The sequence below is a fragment of the Bacillus sp. GW821-FHT01G09 genome, assembly GCF_059422205.1.
Map to the genome: position 1 here is coordinate 49,792 of NZ_JBWKWL010000006.1, position 21,001 is coordinate 70,792.

19 protein-coding genes are annotated in these 21,001 nt (G+C 44.6%); 5 read left to right on the plus strand and 14 right to left on the minus strand.

Annotation, left to right across the window (positions count from 1 at the left end; genetic code table 11):
• Positions 1 to 323 precede the first annotated feature (323 nt).
• From AC07VD_RS18850 to glvA, 4 genes are all read right to left on the minus strand, one after another.
• A complete protein-coding gene (locus AC07VD_RS18850) occupies positions 324 to 2,657 on the minus strand; it encodes a peptidase G2 autoproteolytic cleavage domain-containing protein (protein WP_494721930.1) in 2,334 nt (777 codons plus the stop codon).
• A 122-nt stretch (positions 2,658 to 2,779) separates the two neighbouring features.
• On the minus strand, positions 2,780 to 4,363 hold the full coding sequence (malP, locus tag AC07VD_RS18855; protein ID WP_494721931.1) for a PTS maltose transporter subunit IIBC: 1,584 nt from the start codon (positions 4,361 to 4,363) through the stop codon (positions 2,780 to 2,782).
• Positions 4,364 to 4,377: 14 nt separating this feature from the next.
• Positions 4,378 to 5,142, minus strand: a complete 765-nt coding sequence (gene glvR / locus AC07VD_RS18860; RefSeq protein WP_014479189.1) for a MurR/RpiR family transcriptional regulator GlvR — start codon at positions 5,140 to 5,142, stop codon at positions 4,378 to 4,380.
• 64 nt (positions 5,143 to 5,206) lie between these two features.
• Positions 5,207 to 6,556: a maltose-6'-phosphate glucosidase gene (glvA, locus tag AC07VD_RS18865; protein ID WP_014476180.1), complete on the minus strand. Its 1,350-nt coding sequence runs from the start codon at positions 6,554 to 6,556 to the stop codon at positions 5,207 to 5,209.
• A 335-nt stretch (positions 6,557 to 6,891) separates the two neighbouring features.
• On the opposite strand from glvA, the gene AC07VD_RS18870 reads away from it, so the two are divergent.
• Genes AC07VD_RS18870 through AC07VD_RS18890 form a run of 5 tightly spaced genes read left to right on the plus strand, consistent with a single transcriptional unit; the run spans position 6,892 to position 10,174 of the window.
• A complete protein-coding gene (locus AC07VD_RS18870; protein ID WP_042978114.1) occupies positions 6,892 to 7,206 on the plus strand; it encodes a WXG100 family type VII secretion target in 315 nt (104 codons plus the stop codon).
• Between the two features lie 5 nt (positions 7,207 to 7,211).
• Entirely contained in the window at positions 7,212 to 8,435 is a 1,224-nt protein-coding gene (locus AC07VD_RS18875) for a hypothetical protein (protein WP_015715519.1), read from the plus strand.
• Between the two features lie 11 nt (positions 8,436 to 8,446).
• On the plus strand, positions 8,447 to 9,214 hold the full coding sequence (locus tag AC07VD_RS18880) for a YfjC family protein (RefSeq protein WP_015252540.1): 768 nt from the start codon (positions 8,447 to 8,449) through the stop codon (positions 9,212 to 9,214).
• A gap of 23 nt (positions 9,215 to 9,237) precedes the next feature.
• Positions 9,238 to 9,795, plus strand: coding sequence for a YfjD family protein (locus AC07VD_RS18885; protein ID WP_160831811.1), 558 nt, complete (start codon positions 9,238 to 9,240; stop codon positions 9,793 to 9,795).
• 49 nt (positions 9,796 to 9,844) lie between these two features.
• On the plus strand, positions 9,845 to 10,174 hold the full coding sequence (locus tag AC07VD_RS18890; RefSeq protein ID WP_129092324.1) for a YnfA family protein: 330 nt from the start codon (positions 9,845 to 9,847) through the stop codon (positions 10,172 to 10,174).
• 35 nt (positions 10,175 to 10,209) lie between these two features.
• Here the strand turns inward: AC07VD_RS18890 and AC07VD_RS18895 are convergent, their stop codons facing one another.
• From AC07VD_RS18895 to AC07VD_RS18940, 10 genes are all read right to left on the minus strand, one after another.
• Complete coding sequence (locus tag AC07VD_RS18895) at positions 10,210 to 10,389, minus strand: small acid-soluble spore protein H (protein WP_024573066.1); 180 nt, start codon at positions 10,387 to 10,389, stop codon at positions 10,210 to 10,212.
• Between the two features lie 52 nt (positions 10,390 to 10,441).
• On the minus strand, positions 10,442 to 12,259 hold the full coding sequence (gene acoR / locus AC07VD_RS18900; RefSeq protein WP_129092323.1) for an acetoin dehydrogenase operon transcriptional activator AcoR: 1,818 nt from the start codon (positions 12,257 to 12,259) through the stop codon (positions 10,442 to 10,444).
• Positions 12,260 to 12,374: 115 nt separating this feature from the next.
• Positions 12,375 to 13,751 carry an acetoin dehydrogenase complex dihydrolipoyl dehydrogenase gene (gene acoL / locus AC07VD_RS18905; RefSeq protein WP_494721932.1) on the minus strand — a complete coding sequence of 459 codons (1,377 nt, stop codon included), beginning with the start codon at positions 13,749 to 13,751 and terminating at the stop codon, positions 12,375 to 12,377.
• Between the two features lie 20 nt (positions 13,752 to 13,771).
• Positions 13,772 to 14,968, minus strand: coding sequence for an acetoin dehydrogenase complex dihydrolipoyllysine-residue acetyltransferase (gene acoC / locus AC07VD_RS18910; RefSeq protein ID WP_129092322.1), 1,197 nt, complete (start codon positions 14,966 to 14,968; stop codon positions 13,772 to 13,774).
• A gap of 13 nt (positions 14,969 to 14,981) precedes the next feature.
• Positions 14,982 to 16,010 carry an acetoin:2,6-dichlorophenolindophenol oxidoreductase subunit beta gene (gene acoB, locus AC07VD_RS18915; protein WP_024572068.1) on the minus strand — a complete coding sequence of 343 codons (1,029 nt, stop codon included), beginning with the start codon at positions 16,008 to 16,010 and terminating at the stop codon, positions 14,982 to 14,984.
• A 3-nt stretch (positions 16,011 to 16,013) separates the two neighbouring features.
• On the minus strand, positions 16,014 to 17,015 hold the full coding sequence (gene acoA, locus AC07VD_RS18920) for an acetoin:2,6-dichlorophenolindophenol oxidoreductase subunit alpha (RefSeq protein WP_003242898.1): 1,002 nt from the start codon (positions 17,013 to 17,015) through the stop codon (positions 16,014 to 16,016).
• Positions 17,016 to 17,245: 230 nt separating this feature from the next.
• Positions 17,246 to 17,935, minus strand: a complete 690-nt coding sequence (locus tag AC07VD_RS18925) for a YfjL-like protein (protein ID WP_494721933.1) — start codon at positions 17,933 to 17,935, stop codon at positions 17,246 to 17,248.
• 29 nt (positions 17,936 to 17,964) lie between these two features.
• Positions 17,965 to 18,417 (minus strand): DUF6884 domain-containing protein, encoded by a 453-nt coding sequence (locus AC07VD_RS18930; protein ID WP_014479178.1) that lies wholly within the window; start codon positions 18,415 to 18,417, stop codon positions 17,965 to 17,967.
• Between the two features lie 195 nt (positions 18,418 to 18,612).
• A complete protein-coding gene (locus tag AC07VD_RS18935; RefSeq protein WP_032726644.1) occupies positions 18,613 to 19,590 on the minus strand; it encodes a tRNA dihydrouridine synthase in 978 nt (325 codons plus the stop codon).
• A gap of 723 nt (positions 19,591 to 20,313) precedes the next feature.
• Entirely contained in the window at positions 20,314 to 20,598 is a 285-nt protein-coding gene (locus AC07VD_RS18940) for a YfzA family protein (RefSeq protein ID WP_124060000.1), read from the minus strand.
• Positions 20,599 to 21,001 lie beyond the last annotated feature (403 nt).

Below are 21,001 nucleotides of genomic sequence, written 5' to 3' on the forward strand. Positions count from 1 at the left end.
TATGAAAGCATAGAAAAGCACTGAATTTATCGATAACCAAAATCACTTTATCTTTTATTCGAGAGCTATTCACTGCTGATCTGCGTTCATTAAAAAATATCAAAGATTTTACTCTACTAAAGTTGAGGCGCTGGATAGACTTAGATAAATTAGGAAGATTGCTGGAACCGTAGGAATAATGAAAAAGATAAATTTTAAAACGAAGACCTTTTTGCGAGGAATATAATCTGATAAAAATGCGGTGAAAAATTTCTAAAATCTAATTAAAACTCTAAATAGAGTGCATTGTTAAGCACTCTATTTAGAATCTGTACATTTTAATGTTACCGAATAAAAACTAAAACCACTCCATATCCCTTACTTTTGTCGAACTCTTTGATGACTCTCATGACCTGCCACCTTTGTTTAGGAGATACCGTTTTTGTAGCAATTCCGTTGTTATGCGCTTGAATAAAGTCTCCGGCTTCTACTGTGCTGTCGCATCTTACATAAACCTGTCCTACAAGGCCCACAACATTCCATTCATCCCTCTCTTCCCTAGAGGCATAGTTCTTATCTGGCTTATAATCAGGGTTTTCCATAGGCGCCATGACGATTTGGCCATTGGCATCTTTCTGTTTTTCATAAATATACCCGCCAAAATCATTCTTCAGGTATCTTCCAGACCAATGGAAGCTTGACTCACCAAGTATCACACCAGCTGTTTCAGAAATAACTCCAAGCATAAAGTCACCTTTTTTTGCAGGTCTAATTTTATCACCCTCCAAAGTAACTAAGGTTCCTGCCGGAATTTTTTCACCGCTTAGGCTCTCAAAATATTCAGCGTAATCCGAGAACGTTTGGGAACTTTTTATGCTTCCTGAAGCCTTAATCGTTCCATCTTTTGCATGAAATTCTATCTTTCTGTTTGATGAGGATGGTGTGCTCCCACTTGCCCATCCTAGAGCAACTGAGTCTGAGTTCGGATTGATCGTATTATATGAGGCTATCACAGAAGATTGAGCAGCCCCAGTTGCTCTGCTTCGAACAGATCCAGCTACAAAATTATTATTTCCAGTAGCGTGGGAATCACGAGAGCCAATAATCCCGCTTCCTTTATGTTTAAACAAAAAGTACGGCGTCACGACGCCGCCAATCTTAAAATCTGTTTCGTAGCCTGAAAAGTCACAATTAGAAACATTAAGATCAGGGTCAACAGAAAAAATCCCCACTGTACCACTGTTAATTTTAGGCGATCTTTGCCCCCATACATTACTAACTACAGATTCGTACATACCGCTCCCAAAAACAACACCCTTTTCGGCTGAATCGATCAATGTCACACCATCAATCATTACCTTGCCGACAGAATTGTCGCCACCTACAATATAAAGATCATTATCAGCAGTTTTAAATCCTCGAATCGTTATATTCTTTAAATTGATTAGACGCCCTTTATAATACACGCTTACGACTGAATTTCCCTTATAGTTAATGGAGGAATCATCGCATATAGCATGAAAATTAACCACATTGACGCCATCGTAACCTGAAATTTGCAATGCATTCGGCCCTGCCCCTTTGTACAGATCACTCGGCTTAGGGTTATATGCGATACAGTTAGCCAGCTGAACGTCATGAGCTGATGCTGATTGAGGATCACTTGCTGTGTGGTGTCCTATATGCCGAATGCAAAAACTAATTGCATTTTCATAGGCACGGCAGTTCACAAGTTGAACTCTTTTTGCAGCCGGAGCATAATCATGAGCTTTAATTTCAAATCCTCGAACTCCTCCAATTGCGATGCAGCTATCAACCATTACATCCTGAGAGCCATCATCGATTTCAAAACAGTTTGTATTTGAAGACCCATCATTTAACCCCATCGGATGGTAAGAAAGACAATGACTAAAAGTCGTATGCTTTCCAAAGTGACATGTGAAATTATCATCGCCAGAGCCTGTTGCTTCGCAATATGAGAAGGTTACAAAGTTGCAGCCACCAGGCTGATAAAAGGTAGGATCATCATTTTCTCCGTGTCTGTTATAATTAGGGCTTGTAGCATCAAACCCGTGAAGGCCGGCATTTTTTGCAAAAACATGCTCTACAAAAGAGTAATCCACATTTGCAAAAAGCAAGCAGCTTGAAGTGGGCCCCTTAGGGATCTTCCATCCAGCAGGACGCGTATCTTTATTCCAGTCCAGTGTCAAATGTCCAATGTAGATATTTTCATTACCATTTGTATGATCACTATTGGTGAGTACAGAGTGACCAACTGGCGTATCGTCTAATAACTTGATGATGGTCCTTTTTTTACCCGCTCCAACCAGCATTGTATTCGAAGGAACGAGCAAGCCAGATACCCTAAATACGCCTGCAGGGACTTTTATGAGATAACCGCCTTCGGCCATCGCATCATGAAATGCTTGCGTATCATCTGTGACCCCGTCTCCTTTAGCTCCATAATCCATTACGTTTCGTTCATCAAGGTACTCAAATCTGTTCTCATACATTTTGAGTCTTTCATTTAAGTTTTCAAAAGTTGTTATTCCATTACTTAATGCAATCCCAATTTTACTATCAATCGTTTCGAAATTCTTGGCAAGCTTGGAATCAATTTCAATACTTTCAGTGCTTTCAGGTTTGTAAAGACCTAAAAACGTTGTATAATTTTCCATTTTTACTCCCCCTATTGGTTTCAGTTTTTAAGAAACATAACATCCCTTGCACTTATAAGTGGCAAACGTATGACAAACAAAAAAGCGCTGTCTTTAAACAGCGCAAGATCAAATAATTTCACCTATTCATTTAGTAATTTTTCCACACGCTCCCGCATCTGCGGCACGCTTAATCCGATAATCACCTGAAACGCCTTCCCGTTCCTGACAACGCCGTGTGCGCCAAGCGCGCGGAATACGCTGTCGGGTTCAACCTTTGTTTCGTCCTTGACACTGACTCTGAGGCGGGTGGCGCAGTTTGTGACTTCAGTGACGTTGCCTTTTCCGCCCAGCGCTTCAATATACAGAAAAGCGGTGTCATCTGCCGTTTCAGCAGCGGAGGCCGTTTCATCCTTGTTTTTTCGTTCTCTGTATTCCTTTTTCGAATATAGCTTTGTTTCCTGCTGTTCACCCTTTTCCCGTCCTGGTGTAGCGATATTGAATTTGAGGATTAAAAATCTGAAGACGAAAAAATAAATTGCTGTAAACGAGAGCCCGATCAAAATTTGATACACATATGTCATACCGTGGCTGCCAAAGAGCGGAATCCAGTTCAAGGTCACCGCCTCAATCAGTCCGCCTCCCATATTTCCGACGACGCCGGCCATATACATAACTGTCGACATTGTGGCGGCAAGCACGGCGTGAACCGCAAATAAGAAAGGTGAAATGAATAAGAACGTAAACTCAATTGGCTCTGTAATACCGGCGACAATCGCTGTCAGTGTGACAGGAATCAGCAGCCCCGCGACGAGTTTTTTCTTTTCCTTTTTGGCTGTCACATAAAAAGCCAGGGCGATACCCGGAATACCGAAGATTTTCGAGTTGCCGTGAAGCGCGAATCCGCCTTGCGGAAAGAGCTCCTTCAGCGGTTTGGCGCTTTGCGAATATTCGCCGAGATGCTGTGCCCAATACGTGACGATCCCGCCTTCCGCTACAGCCGGGCCATAAATAAACGGCGTGTAAATAAAGTGATGAAGGCCGGTCGGAATTAAAATCCGTTCTAAAAACGTGTATATCCAAACGCCCACCGCCCCAGAAGCAACCAGGAAGCTTTGAAGCGAGCCGATTCCCGATTGAACCATCGGCCAAATATAAGACACAGCCAAGGCAATCGGAATCATAATAAAGAAGGAAATCATCACGATATATGTTGAGCCTTGAAAGATGCCGAGAAAATCGGGCAGTTTTTTATCAAAATAGCGGTTATGCAAAAAGACGACAATCGAAGAAATAAAGATGGCCCCGATAATGTTGGTATCTAGCGTCTTAATGCCTGCAATCATCGTTAACCCGCTCGTTCCGCCGACCTCTTGGTTCATGTCGACGCCAAATGCTCCTCCCCATACCGTCAATATCGCGCTGACAAAATAGTTGAATGTCAGGTAAACAGTAAGCGCTTCCAAACAAGCGCGTGCCTGAGCTTTCTTCGCCAAAGCAACCGGGATGCCGATGGCGAATAAGAGCGGCATTTGGTTAAAAACAGTCCAGCCGCCCTGCTCAATAATATACCAGCACTGATACCAAAAACCGTCGGGATCGGCGAGCGGGCCCATGAGGGTTTTATTTTTAAAGAGCGTGCTGATACCGACGATAATGCCGGCGAACGCGAATAATAAAACAGGCACAAACATCGCGCTTCCAAAGCGCTGAATTTTTTGCATCATACCAGAACCCCCTGCTACTCATTGTCATTTTTTTCTGCCTCTTTGTAATCAACATATGCGCGGAACAATGCTTCGCCAACGAGAAAAAACGGTGCAAAAGCGACAATTTCCGTTTTATCGCTTAATGTCACAGGTTTGCTTGTCGCATAAAGATTATGCGGAGTCAGCTGGGCGAGGACATTGTTTTTTAAATTCGTAATGGAAATAAAGGGAATACCCTTTGCAGAAAGCATTCTTGCCTGAGGAATCAGCTCCGGTGTTTCTCCGGAAAGAGAAATGATGATAAACAGATCGTTTACTTTAAAATCATCGCGCATCAAATTAAATTCATTTGTATCTTCAATTAAAATAAGATAGCGATGGCGCGGAATAAACATTCTTTGCAGATCGCGGGCGCATATCTTTTGCGCATTTCCTGAACCGTAGACGAAAATGCGGTCCGCTTCATCAATCAGCTGGCACATGTCCGTCATGTCCTTTGTCCGTAAGAACTTCAAATTTGCTTCAATATCATCAAGCAGCTTTTGAAAACTCATACTCTCGCCTTCTTCCGGCTGATCTTCCCACTTTAAAAAGACGCGAAATTCACTGTAACCGCTGAAACCGAGCTTTTGGGCAAGCCGTAAAATTGAGGAACGCGATACACTGCAAGCTTTGGCAAGCGCGTCGATTCCAAGGTGATAGCATGTGTGCTTATGATTCAATATATATTTTAAAATATGAAAATCGTTGTCATTCAATTTGCTGTAGTGCTGATTGATCAGTTCTTCGAGCTGCATATCAGATCCCCCCATTTTCTTTCTATTATATACAATTACAGATTCGAAAATGGGGGAATTTCAGTTATGATATGCGGGTCGGGCTTTGATCAAGCTCAGGCCAGAAGTCTTTGTTGGCCTCCATTAAATCCTCGAGAATGAGTCTTGCCACACGCGCGTTCGGCACTGTTTTTGACAAAATTAGCGCCTGCCACAGCTTTTGGAACGATTTCTCCGCCCACGCTTCAACAGTCAGCTTCTCAACGGATACCTGCTGCTCCATAAGCCCTTTTTGGAATTGCGGAATGGTGCCGACGGTAATCGGTTCAGGCCCATTTGAGCCGACAATGCATGGAACCTCGACCATCGCAGTCGGATCAAAGTTCGCAATTGCGCCGTTATTTTCAACGATTAACAGCATTCTTTCACCTGTGTTGTAGGCAATCGCCCGGGCAAGATCAACGATATATGATGCGTGGTCATCGATTTTGATTTCGCTGTTTTCTGTGGACTGCTCACGTGTAATCATGTCACATTGGCTGAAAATAAAAGCTTCGCGCCCTTCCATCACTTCATTTGCCCGCGTATGATTCGGATTTGATTTTTTCACCATATCATCCGGGAACAAATAATATTGCAAATACGTATTCGGCAGTGTATCAGGATCTGCGGCCTGCACGTCACGCGCTTTGGCGAATGTGTCATTCCAGCTCGCTTCCACCGCTTCAGCCTCTGTTTTCGGAATATAGCCGTATTGAGATACATGCTCCTTCAGCTTCGGCATTAAATCGTTGCCCTCTTGATCCTGAATTGATGTCCACCAGCCGAAGTGATTTAATCCGTAATAGCGGACCTTCATTTCTTTTCTTGAGGATAAGCCAAGAATTTGCGCCATCCGGTCTTCGATCCCAACCGGCATATCACAGATATTGAGAATTTTAGAATTCGGTCTAAGGCGTCTCGTAGCTTCAGCCACAATTGCCGCCGGATTGGAATAATTGAGCATCCACGCATCAGGCGAGTATTTTTCCATGTAATCTAATATTTCAAGCACACCGCCGATCGAACGCATACCGTATGCGATCCCGCCCGGTCCGCACGTCTCCTGGCCGACAACTCCGTACTTTAACGGAATTTGCTCATCAAGCGCACGCATCGCGTATTTCCCTACTCTGATGTGCGCCATAACAAAATCGACATCTGTAAAAGCTTCTTCCGGGTCAGTCGTCGCTGCAAATTCAATATCCGGCGCTTTTTCTCTGATAAAAACGTCACAGGCGCCTGCAATTCGATCCTGTCTCTCCTTATCATTATCATACAGCTTCAGCTTTCTGATCGGAAACTCCTCCAAATGGTCCAAGAGCATGAGTACGATCCCTGGAGTGAAAGTGCTCCCTCCGCCCGCTATTACGATTGAGAATGATTTTTTCTTCATATGACGACCTCCTTGATAACGTTTACAATTCCATTTATACCATGAGATAGCCCGTCCCGTAACACGTTTGGCGCACTTAGGTCATTTGATCAACTTTAGTGTTTTTTCCCATAGAGCGGGAAATTTCTCATTTGCCTTATGTCTGAGGAATTTGTTTTTTTTACCTTTTTTGTAATCTTAAAGTCTCACCAACTGTGAATTTTAAGTGAATATACGCCCTTCCAATTCTTATGAAAAGGTTCTTTTGTACGATTCGGATACATGCCGAATTATTTATAATCATTTATATAAAACATCCAATTGTGCGTGAATTTAGAAAAGGCAGGGGACAAAAGTTGGACTCATATAAAGTCATTGAGCTGGCAAACAAGTACAGTGCGGCCGCAGAAGAGGTCAGAAGCTCCAAAATGCTGCTTGAATCCCGGTTATCTGCAATGGGAGATGCTTGGCAGGGAAAAGCAAGAGATTCGTTTGACCAGGATTTCGAGGAAACGAAAGCCGCCTACGATCAATTCGAACAGGAGCTGCTTGAAACAAGCCAAGAGCTGAAGGCTGCCGCTGTCAAAATAGAAGAACGAAAAGCTGAAATTGCCAGAATGGAAGAACTGGAGCGTAAAGCAAGAGAGGAAAGACATAAACTCGGGAGGTGAACGGTGTGTCAGGAAACATTGCAGTTGATCCGGATAAGCTCGAACAGCTTGCAAATGATGTTGTCACTGAATTAACTGATATGGAAAACAAATATAAGGATCTGCATGTGGAGCTGGGGCAGATGATTTTGCAATGCGATCCCCGCTACAGCAGCTGTTTTTCCGGAGTGGGCGATGCGTGGAGCTCAGGAAAAGCACTCGTCACCAAGCTGAGTGACAATGAGATTTTCATCAGAAAAACGGGCGATAAATTTGTGGAACAAGATGATATTTTGCGAAAGCTCTACAATGCCTACGACAAATACGGTACGATGACAAGCTTAACCGCTCTTATGCTGACGCAGGGAAAATATTACGGGTTAGGGCTTACGAAATTTGTGAAACAGCCAAGCGGCTTGCATACAGCCCAGCACTCAAAACTGCTCTTGGATATTTCCAGGGCCGTTGACAGCTCACGTTATCAAAAAGCGGCAAGAGTGCTTTTGAATCCTAAATATTTGTTGAAAAAGACAAACCGTCCATTTTCAGATTTGGTACATAAAAAGTTTACAAAATACTTCCCTCAGGACACGGTGGATTTTTCAAACAGCGTCAGAAGCTACACAAAAGGATTTCTTAATGAAGCCGGCGTACGCTCCACTTTGAAGGATGTGGGAAAAACGGGCTTGAGATTCGCGAAAGGAAATGCCATTACCGCCACACTGATTACCGGTGCGACCGAAACATTCGGAGCAGGCGTGAAAATTGCTGAAAATTATGCAAAATACCAGGACAAACCGGAAGTTCTCAAGCGTGAAAACGCCAAGGCCGTCGGAAATGCTGTGAATAACACGATTTTTGTTGCGGGCGGTGCCACAGCTGGTGCTGTTGTGGGCGGTGCCGTAGGAAGTGTGTTAGGTCCTGTCGGCACAGTAATCGGAGGCACAATTGGTTCGGCAGTAGGAGGGTTTGTTGGGGAAAAAATCGCAAAATTCACATCAGTCTATGCTGAAAAAGCAGCGATAAAACTTAAAGAACCGATCCATGCTGTCGTTGATACAGCCAAAAAAGGACTGGAATCAGCCGGCAAAGTCGTCAAATCAGTGAATGACGGCATAGATGCGGCGAATAAAACGATACATAAAGGGATAGACAGTGCGAAAAAAGGAATAGAAAAAGCAAAGAAAACAGCGGATTCGCTCATACACGGCGCAACCCATTTCCTTAAAGGGAAATTTTCATTTGGATAGGAGAATAAACAATGAAGCAGTTTACAATCAGCATAGAAGAACTCTTGTTTTGTTTTTACAGCGAAGGGTTTTTCGAACAGGGAATGGCCTTAAAACAAGCCTATTTTCCCGAAATAGAAGATGAACAGCTCGGCGCCTTATTTGAAGCCGCGTGCCGCTCACTCTTAGCCAAAGATGCGGCGGAATATCGGAATCATCAATATCGGCTAAAGGACGAATACTGTCCGTTTATCCATGTGTTAAACGACGCCGACTATACAGTTAAGCTGTCCAAATTTGATGAACAAGGCAAAGAACAGAATATATCCTGCCATGTTTCAAAGTTTGGTACTTACTCTCATGAATTGCTGTTTGATGAACAGGTGCATAGAATCAAAAAAATGGATTCAACTAATGGATTACTCTCTAAAACATCCGAGTTTTTAAATATAATAGATGCAGAAGATCACAAAGAATCACTGATCTCTCTGACATCAACTGAATTTGAATTGCTTTTGGAGGGTGCTTCAGACACTCCCACACATCTCAAGGAGTTTCTAGATAAGCATGATCACCAAGAGGACGTTACCCGTTTTGTAAATGATCTGGCTTTGCGAAAAGGAAAAATGGATACGCTGATGCGGCTGGTTTATGACAAAGACAACTCCCCGGAAGTGGCTGACATGGCTTTCGTTCTGCCTGGCAGCCATCATACTTGGCTGGTAACAGGTATTACCCAAAATGAATTTTCTATCGTAACAGCAAATAAAGATGTGATAAAAGGAATACTTTTTTGCTAAAGAGCGATAAAGGAGAATAGCAATTGAAAAACAATGAAGTAATTAAGGTCAAAAGCAGACTGTTTTTTAGAATATGGCTGTTCCTCGCTACAGGGGGCGCCTTTATTGTGGGAGTCTGGCTGGTGTCTGAAGCTCTCACGTTTGAATCTAAATATGCCCTGCTTTATTTGGGCGGCGGATTACTGGCGATGATTTATGGATTGATCACATTCTTTATAGCTTTTCCAGCGTTCACAAGCCGTGGAAATGTCATTTTCACCATAAAGACCGGACCTAGTGGCGAAATCTTCTCGAGAAAGCGCAGCGTGCTGTTTTCCGAGGTGAAGCGGCTTTATATGGGACGCCATCAATACAGTTTGAAAGGGATCTTTTTTGAGGATATTATCATCGAGAAAACAGACGGCAAAATCGTTCGAATCCCGACCTGGAACATCATCGCGAATCCGCTGTTTTTCGAAGCGGTTGAACGCTATATCCTTCCCCATTTGAATGAAGAGGCTCAAAACAATTGGATCAGCCAATTTACAGAGGTTCAGCGAAAAGCGTATTTGAAGGAATTTGAGAATCATCCGAAGCTTTAAAAGCTCTCCTCCTCTATAATGAAAGATAAATGCAAATTGAGGAGTGCTCATGATGCTGATTACCATTCTTTTATTTCTCGCGGCAGGGCTTGCTGAAATTGGCGGCGGATATCTGGTTTGGCTATGGCTGAGAGAGGCAAAGCCAGCCGGCTATGGAATCGCCGGGGCGCTGATCCTCATTGTATACGGCATTCTTCCGACGTTTCAGTCCTTCCCATCTTTCGGCCGTGTATACGCCGCTTATGGCGGAGTATTCATCGTGCTTGCGGTCCTGTGGGGATGGCTTGTTGACCGGAAAACACCTGATCTGTATGACTGGGTCGGCGCATTCATTTGTCTCATCGGTGTCTGTGTTATTTTATTTGCGCCGCGCGGATAACAAAATGGCCTGCTTATGAAGCGGGCCATTTTTGTTTAATCCTCTTTTAAGTTAGTCAGCTGCACTTCATGCTCCTCTTGCGGTTCGTCAAGCGGATAAATTCTTGCTGTTCCAGTTTCTTCATTTACGTGCTGAATGTAAATAGGAACGCCGTTATATGTTACTTTCTTCATGTCGGGAGATTCTACAATTTCTTTCGCCCTTTGAATATTCATCGTAACACCCTCCTTCATACATAATGTTTCCATTTCCCGAAGGAAGTATGCTTTATGATTCAGCGGACAAGTTGAATTTTTTCAGGCGTTTGTAGAAAGTGCTTCGGGGGATCCCGCTGATTTTTGCGGCTTGAGAGACGTTTCCTTTTGCAGATTCAAGCGCTTTGATCATCATATCCTTTTGGATTTGCTCACGAAAAGTAAGCACGCCGGCAGCAGCCGGCTTTTTTTCTGCAGAGCTGGCCGGCAATCCAGCGGCTTCCAGTAAAGCGGGAAGCGATTCATCTCTCAGCCGGCCGTCCGGAAATCTGATAGAAAGACGTTCAAACACATTAAACAGCTCGCGGATATTCCCCGGCCACTTCCATTGCTTCAGCACATTACAAAAATCAGAAGGAAGTTCGCCTGGCCAATGATTCTTCTGTTTGTAGTACTCAAAGAGATCCGGGATATCCTCGGTGCGATCGCGTAATGGAGGGAGTTCAATTGGATAGACATGAAGACGGTAAAACAAGTCCTCTCTGATTTTTCCGTTTTCGGCAAGCTCGCGTAAATCACAATGTGTGGCGGCAATAACTCTGATATCAACCGGAATTTCTTTCGTCCCGCCGATTGGCGTTATCTTGCGTTCCTGAAGCACCCGTAAAAGTGCAACCTGCATCGAGTGGGAAATTTCTCCGATTTCATCTAAAAATAATGTGCCTTGATTCGCTTTTTGAAAGGCGCCTTTATAGCCATTTCGTTTCGCTCCCGTAAAAGCGCCCTCTGCATAGCCGAACAGTTCGCTTTCAATCAAATCAGACGGAATCGCTCCGCAATTGACAGCAACAAACGGACCGTGCCGTCTCTCACTGTTCTCATGAAGCGCGCGAGCCGCGACTTCCTTTCCCGTACCAGTTTCGCCTGACAAACAGACCGTTGCATCTGCCGCAGCTGCACGTTCAAGGTTCATCAGCATTGCTTGCGATCGGCCGCTTTTCCCGATCACTCCATTGAATCGAAACGCCTTCTTTTTCTTTTGTTCCGAAAGATAAAAACAAGTGCCGCCATCTCCTATGGTGACAGCTTTTTCGATTGAGTAGCCCCGTTCCTTCAACTCATACAGGTGCCGGCCCTGCCAATCCGGCATTGAGGTTCGAATCGGTATGCTCGCACTGATGATGTGCTGCTTGATATTGCATAGCACCATCGGCACACTGGATGCAGCCCTCTCTCCAAAACGGCTGATCAGCTCGAGCTCTTTCTCACGGCTTTTAGCTGCGAGTTCCCGTTCAGCTGCATAGGCGATCGCAGTGGCAATACCGAGCATATGAGGATGAGCGCCTGCCGCCGGACATGATATGTCAATCACCCCCGCAAGGCTGCCATCCTCATGGTGAATCGGAGCGGCTGAACAGTTCCAAAGATGTGAAGCAATGGAGTAATGCTCTGATCCTTGTATTGCAACCGGCTCGCTGATGTGGAGCGCCGTGCCAATCGCATTTGTTCCGACAGCCGTTTCCGTCCAGCATGCCCCTTCAATAAAGTTGATGCGTTTGGCTTCATAGAGCGCGCGCGGATGGCCGTCCAATGCCAGAACAACACCGTCTGAATCAATTAACAGCGCCATCATTTCCATTTCTTTTATGGCAGGCAGCAGTTTTTCGAGGTAAGGCTTTGCGGTCGTCAAGAAGAATGAATGTTTTTTTGACTGCTGATCCAGCTCCGTTTGCTGTAAAACCTTCGGGCCTTTTTCTAAATAAGGATTGACCTCAGCTTTTTTGCAGCGATGCCATGACTCTGCAATCCGTTTTCTTAATCGGGCTTCGTCAAGCACACCGTCTTTCACAAAACGTTTCCAGGTTTGCAAATCGTTTGGGACCGAATTCATTTCCTTGATCGCTCCTCCCTTACACGCCGTTTTCATCTATTGTAGGGGAAAAATAAAGCGCTTTCAACAATAAAAAAGCAGGCGCCTTATATCCATGCGCCTGCTTTTTCCTTTATTATGCATGTACCGCAAGGCCGATCGTGCTTAACAGCGCCTCATGCAATGTTTCCGATAAAGTCGGATGGGCGGCGATAAAATGCTCCGCCATATCTGCCGTCATCTCACCATTCATGATCGCTGCCGCTTGGCCGATGAGCTCGGTTACATCCGGGCCAATCATCGAGACGCCCACGATTTCGCCGAATTCCGGTTCAGCCATGATTTTGACCTTTCCTTCCGCTTGCTGTTTAATGAGCGCCTTGCCGTTTGCGGAAAATGAAAATTCGCCGATCTTCACATCCCCGTATATGCTTCTTGCCTGTCGTTCTGTCATTCCGATACACGCGATTTCCGGGGACGTATAGATGCAGCGCGGCACATGTTTCTCTTTGATTTTGACATCCCTTCCGGAAGCATGAGAAGCAGCGATGATGCCCTCATGGAAAGCGGCATGCGCCAGCTGAATGCCCCCTATAGCATCTCCGCACGCGTAAATATGAGGCACGTTCGTCTGCATGTGCCCATTCACCGGAATGCCCTTTGGAGAAAAATCAACTCCGGCCTGTTCCAGCTGCAATCCGTCAAGACGGGGTTTTCTGCCGATCGCCACCAGCACATAATCGGCCTTCGTTTTAAACTCTCGCTGACCGCTTTTCCATATTGCCGTTTTGGCCGTTTGATCCACCCGCCCTAATCTGGATGAAGTATGCACTTCGACACCGTCTTCCTCAAGTTTCTCCTGAAAGAGACGGGCAATATCTTCATCTTCAGCCGGGATCAGCTGGTCCGCTGTTTCAATGATGGTCACCTTCGATCCCAATCTGGCGAACAGCCCTGCATACTCACACCCGATGACACCGCCGCCGACAATGACTAGTGAAGACGGAATCTCGGAAAGAGAAAGCGCGTCTTTGCTGTCGATGATCCATTCGCCGTCAAACGGGGCAAAAGGCAGCTCGATTGGCTCTGACCCGGAGGCAATCAATACTTGGTCCGCCTCTCTGATTTCTTTTCCGTTTTCTCCTTCGATCAAGAGCTTTCTTTCAGAAAGAAAGGAGGCTGTTCCCTTTACAACCTGTATTTGATTTTTCTTCATTAGGTACTGAACGCCTTGGACAAGCTGACTGACAACCTGTTGTTTTCGGCTTTGCATTTTACTCCAATCGACTGATATCGCACCTGCCGGAAGTTCAATTCCAAAGCTGTCGGCATGCTTGATTTTATCAAGAACGTTTGCGCTTTCTAACAAAGACTTTGTCGGGATGCAGCCTTCATTCAGGCAGGTTCCCCCAAGCTTGCCTTTGTCAATGAGCAGCACGTTTCTGCCCTGCTGTGCCGCGGAGACCGCAGCCGCATAGCCTGCAGGTCCGCCGCCGATAATGGCTAATGTCATGTCGTTTTCACCTGCTTTTCCTATAAAATTAATGCTGCGGGTTCTTCCAAATATGTTTTAATCGCCTTCAGGAATGCAGCGGCTGGGGCGCCGTCACACGCTCTGTGATCAAATGTCAGGCTGAGCGGCAGGATCGTGCTTCTGACGATCTCCTCCCCTTGATACACCGGCGTGTCATAGCTTGCTCCGATGCCGAGAATGCCTGTTTCCGGCGGATTTAGTATCGGTGTGAAATGCTCAACTCCAAACGCGCCAAGGTTTGTAATGGAGAAGGTAGAGCCTTGCAGTTCTTCGCTTCCCGCACGTCCCTCGCGTGCTTTTTTGGCATTTTCTGAGATGGATTGAGCCAGTTCAATCAGCGATAGCTTTTCAGCATGGCGGATGACAGGCACCACTAAGCCGTTTTCCAAGGCTACAGCCATACCAAGGTGTACATGGGGATGTGTGATGATGCGCTCATTTTGATAAAAGCTGTTCAGTACAGGGTGAGCTTGCAGAGCGAGAACGGCGGCTCTTGAGACAAAATGAGTGATCGTCAGTTTTGTGCCGTATCTCTCTTCCGCAGTTGGTGAAAGCTGTTTTTGAAGAGTGGCAAGCTTAGTGATATCAGCCTTCATCGTGATCGTCAGCTGCGCGCTGTTTGCCAGGCTTTCCTGCATTCGGGCAGCGATGACCTTTCTCATGCCTGTCACCGGGATTTCCTGCGCTTTCTGTTCCGAACCAGGCTTTGCCTGATCTTTTTTCTGTTCAGCAAGAGCCTTTGTTACGTCATCCTTCACGATTCGTCCGCCTGGTCCAGTTCCTTTCAGTTGTTTTAGGTCTAATCCTGCTTTTTCTGCTATTTTCCTGGCGACTGGAGATATTTTCATTCGATCTTTTTTGGAGGCTGCGGGTTTGTTTTCTTGTTTGACGGGCTGAACGGCTTGCGGCATATTGTCTTCAGCAACAGGCGCCCCCGCCTCTTCCTGCACCGACTCATTGGCGTCCCCGATATAGCAGATAGCTGTGCCGGGCGGAACCTCTTCTCCCTCTTTCACTTTGATATCGATCAGCGTTCCTTTTTCAGGCGCTTCGATCTCCATTTCAATTTTCTCCGATTGAATGCTGGCAATGCTTTCTCCCTTTTCAACCGGGTCGCCTACTTTTTTATTCCATATCGATACTTCCCCTTGTTTCATGGCCATTCCCAATTTTGGCATCACTACTTTTACCGCCATTTGTGTCCCCCCTTTAATTCATTGCCGGCTCGCCAAGCAATTCAAGCGTGACGCTGACAATTTTATCTGGTGTCGGCAAATATTGATCTTCAAGCACTGGTGAAAACGGAACCGGTGTATGCGGCGCTGTAATCCGTTTAATCGGTGCATCAAGCAAATCAAAGCCCTTGTCAGCGACAATCGCAGCAATATCCGTGGCAATGCTGCATCGCGGATTGGCTTCATCAATGATGATCAGCCGGTTTGTTTTTTCTAACGATGTGAAAATCGCATCCTCATCCAGAGGAGACAGACTGCGCGGATCAAGGACCTCGGCTTCGATGCCCCTCTCTGAAAGCTGTGCAGCCGCTTCAAGCGCAGTATTGACCTGCTTGCCGACTGCAAAGAGCGTAACATCATTGCCTTCGCGTTTGATATCCGCTTTTCCGAGGGGAATTGTATAATAATCTTCCGGCACCTCGCCCTTCATGTTGTAGGACGTTTTGTCTTCAAAGAAGAACACCGGATCATTATCTTCTATTGCTGCAAGCAGAAGACCTTTGGCATCATACGGATTGGATGGAACAACCGTCTTCAGTCCAGGAATGCTCGTGAAAAGGCCATAAAGCGCTTGTGAATGCTGGGCAGCGGCCCGGAACCCTGCTCCGTATGTGGTGCGGACGGTAATCGGCACTTGCGCTTTTCCGCCGAACATATAACGGAATTTCGCCCCTTGGTTGATCACCTGGTCAAAGCACGTGCCGATAAAATCGTTAAACATTAGCTCGGCAATCGGTCTCAAACCGGTTGATGCCGCAGCCATAGCCGCACCCATGTAGCCCGCCTCAGAAATCGGTGTGTCCAGCACTCTTGTGCGCCCGAATTCCTGTACGAGTCCCTTTGTGACCCCTAATACACCGCCCCATGCTTCATCATCCTGCAAATGATCGACCGCCGCTCCCCCGGCGACATCCTCACCGATCAAAAGCACATTTTCGTCTCTTCTCATCGCAAGCTTCATTGCTTCATTGATCGCGTCTGACATGCTTATGACTCTCGCCATCTCTTACATTCCTCCTTTTTCATATGACACGTACACATCTGTCAGCAGCTCCGAATCTTTTGGATATGGGCTGTCTTCGCTGAACGAGACGGCTTTTTCAATCGATTCGCTGACACGCTGTTCAATGTCTGACAGCTTATTAGCATCTGTTTCTTTTAAAAGGTAGTTTTTAAAACCTTGAATGGCATCCTTTTCTTCAAGGTGCTCAACTCTTTCATCCTTCGTTTTATAGGTCTGGGCATCCCCTTCGAAATGGCCGTAGTTTCTGTAGGTCATACATTCAATCAAAGACGGGCCTCCGCCGTTTCTTGCTCTTTCTATCGCTTCCTCGGCTGCCTGGTAAACTGCTAAAATATCTTTGCCGTCAACTGTCACCCCCGGCATGTTATAAGCAGCCGCCCGATCGGCAATTGAATCACAGGCTGATGCGTACTCAAATGGGGTGGCTTCGCCATAGCCGTTATTTTCGGCGACAAACACGACAGGAAGGTTCCATACAGCCGCTAAATTCAGCCCTTCGTGAAAGGTGCCTTGGTTATTTGCCCCGTCCCCGAAAAAGCAAACGCTTACATTTTTAGTCTGTTTATATTTAGCCGTGAGCGCTGATCCGCATGCGAGCGTAAAGCCGCCCCCGACGATTCCATTTGCGCCTAACATGCCTTTATCAAGATCCGCAATGTGCATAGAGCCGCCCTTGCCTTTGCACAATCCGGTCGCTTTCCCGAAAATTTCCGCCATCATGCCGTCCAGGTCACAGCCTTTGGCGATACAATGTCCATGTCCCCTGTGGGTGCTTGTAATGCTGTCGCCATCATGTAAATGAGCGCACACCCCTACAGCCACGGCTTCCTCACCGGCATATAAATGAACGAATCCGGGAAGCACTCCCTGGGCGAACAGTTCATGCACTTTGTCTTCAAAGCCCCTGATCTCCAGCATCTTTTGGTACATCCACAGCGCTTTTTCCTCAGTTAATGACAAGCCTTCTCGTTTTAACAATTTCATTTTGTGCGCCTCCTTCTATTTAGGGTTCACCATTAAAAATGCAAGAAGTGTGCCAGTCTTTTGAGCCCGTAAAATCAGTCTTCTCGTCTTCACCTTGGAGACAGTTTGAGACGTGTGTCTCGTTTAGTCTCAAACTGATTCATTTGTCTCGTTTTACAGCATGCAAAAAAAGACCGGATATCACCCGGCCTTTGACAATGATCGACTTATTTATTTCCTTGGAAATCTTTTTAACTTCCTAGTTCCTCTGCATCGTTTGACTGAATAGCTGCTTTTGAAAGAAAATCAATTGAATATTTGACATATCCGATACCGCCGTCCCCGTCCTTCTGCATACAGTCTATCGTGCCGTTTGAGTATGTATATCCCTTTTCATTAAGCGTTTTTCTGACCGTTTCCGCCATCTTTGCGGCATCTGTTTTTGATAACCCGCTGGCGTCTAACTGAATCGTCATGCTCATAGGCGCTTTCTCAGCCAGCTGTTTGTTCCATTTTGTATCTAACGTGAACTGTCCGTTTTCAATACTCAAAGCAGCATCAGCTTTTATAAGTCGAGGAACCGCTTTTTTCAGATCTGCTTCGATTGTCTTCGTTGCTTCTTCATTTACATGTTTTGCTACTGATTCGGTATACGCTTCTTCAATTCCATCGCACGTTACTTTAGGATGCAGAAATCCCTTCGTACACATTGGGTAGCGATGAGATTGGGAGGTTGCTTCGAATACATATTCAGAGGTTTTAGCGTTATATACCCCATTCGTGATCTTGATTTCTTTCTTAGGATAGGTTTGTTTCACATAAGAGACTAGCTTCTGTTCTGCAGCATTTTTCGAAAATGGATCACCGAACCATACATGATAGATATATAGTCCGCATCCGAATAATGCAATGGCAAGCAAGCCAAACACAAGTTTTTTCATGTTCCCACTCTTTTCTTCATATGTACGTGCTACAGTTCATGCTTTTCTTCAACAGCCCGGTTCAGCGCTTGGAGCATATAGCCTATGCCTTTGTAAGATGATAGCGGCCAGCTGATATGCTGGTGTTCTCCGATGACGGCGTTTAGAACGCTTCGATATTTTTTTCCGCCAAGCATGACTAGCTCTTCGATATCAGAAAAGCCTTTTTCGTGAAATTGGCGGCTCAGCTCGTCCGCTGTCATGATTTCCGGATGACCGGTGCCAAAAGTGACATCGTAATTTCCCGAAACGAGATCATCAGGGCGGAGGAACCCGTGCTTCGCAGACAAAATCACCCACTCATCGAAAAATGCTTTCGCATACCGCTCGCACGCCTGATGAAACGGGCTGAGATAAGCGTCCTCTGCTCTTACCGGCCCGGCATCAGGCTGGACATCCCAGATTTTTTTCTTGCCGCAGGGGATGATGCATAGCCGTTTCATTTTTCTCTCCCCCTTTATAAGATATCTCCACTAAATATACCATTATTTTCTTACAATACATTAGAGAAAAGACAGGCTGAGTAAAAGCTGCGTACAAAAAAGACCCGGATTTACCGAAAATCCAGGTTTATTTTAGTCAAGAATGGTGTAAAAATCCCTTGATTTTGTTAGCTTTTTTTGAATCAAGCACTGCTGTTACTCTATCCCATCAAGATACTTTCTCTCAAAGTCGTCGAGCAATGCACGCACTTCATCTGTTGACTTTGTGTTCATGCATTGATTTCTTAATTCACTTGCCCCTCGGAACCCGCGGAGATAAATTTTGAAAAAACGAGGAAGAGGCTTGTACGGACGGGCTTCTAATGCTGAATATTTATCATGAAGATCCAGATGCAGCCTTAAGAGATCAAGCAATTCCTTGCTGCTATGCTCTTTCGGCTCCTTTTCAAAGGCAAATGGATTTGTAAAAATACCACGCCCAATCATAATCCCATCAACACCGTATTGTTCAGCAAGTTTTAAGCCAGTTTGGCGGTCAGGGATATCACCATTGATCGTCAAAAGTGTATCTGGTGCCACCTCATCACGAAGTTTCTTAATCTCCGGGATGAGCTCCCAATGCGCATCTACTTTGCTCATTTCTGCCCTAGTACGCAGATGAATAGAAAGATTCGCAATATCCTGTTTCAAAATGTGTGTCAGCCACTCGCGCCATTCATCCACATCCGTGTATCCAAGTCTTGTCTTCACGCTTACAGGCAATCCCCCTGCTTTTGCAGCTTGTATTAATTCTGCCGCAACTGCAGGACGGCAAATAAGGCCGCTTCCCTTTCCATTCCCCGCAACATTAGGCACAGGACAGCCCATATTGATATCTAGTCCTTTAAATCCTAACTCTGCCATGCCAATACTCATTTTACGAAAGTTTTCAGGCTTATCTCCCCATATATGGGCTACCATTGGCTGTTCATCCTCTGTAAAAGTTAAACGGCCGCGTACGCTATCCTTCCCATCCGGATGGCAATAGCTCTCTGAGTTTGTGAACTCTGTAAAAAATACATCCGGTCTGCCTGCTTCACTTACTACATGCCGGAAAACAACATCTGTCACATCTTCCATTGGTGCCAGTACAAAAAATGGCCGTGGTAATTCACGCCAGAAATTTTCTGTCATAACAAAAATCAAATCCTTTCATTAGGGGATACGGCTATACCTGTATCTCAATATTAAAAAACTGACCATGCTTTCTTTTTACACTTATCGCATGCGAAAGCATTTCTTATCAATCTATAGTAAATTTTGAACATTTCACGTGGGATGATTATCTACACCATATATTGTGGTTAACACTGGCGCTGACCTTCGTCTTTCTTAGTGGGCTTACTTTTGAACTTTTTGGATAAAAAGAATTCCAACCTAAATAGAATATCATATGAGTTCTCCATATTACCAACGCAAAATAATTGCCCTGTTATTGAAGATAAGATATTTAACACTACACCATATCCGTATCTCTATATCATATTTGCGGAAAAACTAATAGAGATAAAGCAAATTGAGTTGGGGGTGGTATAACTGAGTACTCAAGAGAACGAAAAAACCTACTTAAGCTGCTACCACTTGTGAATCACATGGAGTAAAGAGGATGAGAAGAGAAAATAAACCCTTATTTTAAAGAATTCAAGAACTTCAATCTGGATCGTTTGGGATTTGCTCATGATTTAGAAAATAACCAACGCAGCAAGTGGCAACCTACTATAGAGTTATAATTCGGTAATCCTGATCCAGAACCAATAAAATAGACTGCTGACTAAGTGTCGCAGTCTTCACTCATAAGATAATTAAGAAAGTGTTCATTTTCTTTCATCATTAAATAAGGCATCAGAAGTTATTGCTTTAATTTCGAATATCCTTTGTTATCCCTGTATTTATTTGTATAATAGTGAAAACTCCCAAGAAAACAGTAATAATATTAAACCATGAATTATCATAGAATGAAAGATATGTTTGAAAGAAATCTAGTTCACCTATGTTTGCTGGGAATCCATTCATTTCTCTATACATAGGACCCCATCCCGTTAATTCTACAAAATTAAAATAAAGCTGAGATACTAAAAATGCCAAAAATGTTTGAAACCAACTTCTTTTATATAACGGTCGTTTTTTATATACTTTATCCATTTAGTTATCCATTTCCTTCTCTGCAATACTTTTTAGCCAAGTGTCAATCTAAAATTTATATTATGAAGCATGATTGTCGCAAGGATTTAACCATTGTAGGTATTACTGTAATAGTTGTTATCGTCGGCACTATTATTTAATTGTTGTAGTGCTCATACGTTATTCATTTTAAAATGGGGTTGGCCATCATTTTCACCTCTTTCATTTATTACAATGTTTCAACTTTTTACATCGAATGACTCTTGAAATGATAATGCCATACCTTTCCTTATATTCCTATCATCAATATTTCACACGTAATAACTGCAAGTCAATATATAATTTTACAAATTATCAAAAATATATCTATGATTTTACATCATTCTACTCATGTATTTTAATCATACTGGAAGGAAATTTTTCC

Excerpts from the sequence above, each read along its gene's own strand:
- AC07VD_RS18925 (WP_494721933.1), bottom strand. The coding sequence starts at position 17,935 with ATGAAAAAACTTGTGTTTGGCTTGCTTGCCATTGCATTATTCGGATGC.
- AC07VD_RS18880 (WP_015252540.1), top strand. The coding sequence starts at position 8,447 with ATGAAGCAGTTTACAATCAGCATAGAAGAACTCTTGTTTTGTTTTTAC.
- AC07VD_RS18895 (WP_024573066.1), bottom strand. The coding sequence starts at position 10,389 with ATGAATATTCAAAGGGCGAAAGAAATTGTAGAATCTCCCGACATGAAG.
- acoA (WP_003242898.1), bottom strand. The coding sequence starts at position 17,015 with ATGAAATTGTTAAAACGAGAAGGCTTGTCATTAACTGAGGAAAAAGCG.
- AC07VD_RS18890 (WP_129092324.1), top strand. The coding sequence starts at position 9,845 with ATGATGCTGATTACCATTCTTTTATTTCTCGCGGCAGGGCTTGCTGAA.
- acoL (WP_494721932.1), bottom strand. The coding sequence starts at position 13,751 with ATGACATTAGCCATTATCGGCGGCGGACCTGCAGGCTATGCGGCTGCG.
- AC07VD_RS18930 (WP_014479178.1), bottom strand. The coding sequence starts at position 18,417 with ATGAAACGGCTATGCATCATCCCCTGCGGCAAGAAAAAAATCTGGGAT.
- glvR (WP_014479189.1), bottom strand. The coding sequence starts at position 5,142 with ATGCAGCTCGAAGAACTGATCAATCAGCACTACAGCAAATTGAATGAC.
- AC07VD_RS18940 (WP_124060000.1), bottom strand. The coding sequence starts at position 20,598 with ATGGATAAAGTATATAAAAAACGACCGTTATATAAAAGAAGTTGGTTT.
- acoB (WP_024572068.1), bottom strand. The coding sequence starts at position 16,010 with ATGGCGAGAGTCATAAGCATGTCAGACGCGATCAATGAAGCAATGAAG.
- glvA (WP_014476180.1), bottom strand. The coding sequence starts at position 6,556 with ATGAAGAAAAAATCATTCTCAATCGTAATAGCGGGCGGAGGGAGCACT.
- acoR (WP_129092323.1), bottom strand. The coding sequence starts at position 12,259 with ATGAATTCGGTCCCAAACGATTTGCAAACCTGGAAACGTTTTGTGAAA.
- malP (WP_494721931.1), bottom strand. The coding sequence starts at position 4,363 with ATGATGCAAAAAATTCAGCGCTTTGGAAGCGCGATGTTTGTGCCTGTT.
- AC07VD_RS18935 (WP_032726644.1), bottom strand. The coding sequence starts at position 19,590 with ATGACAGAAAATTTCTGGCGTGAATTACCACGGCCATTTTTTGTACTG.
- AC07VD_RS18850 (WP_494721930.1), bottom strand. The coding sequence starts at position 2,657 with ATGGAAAATTATACAACGTTTTTAGGTCTTTACAAACCTGAAAGCACT.
- acoC (WP_129092322.1), bottom strand. The coding sequence starts at position 14,968 with ATGGCGGTAAAAGTAGTGATGCCAAAATTGGGAATGGCCATGAAACAA.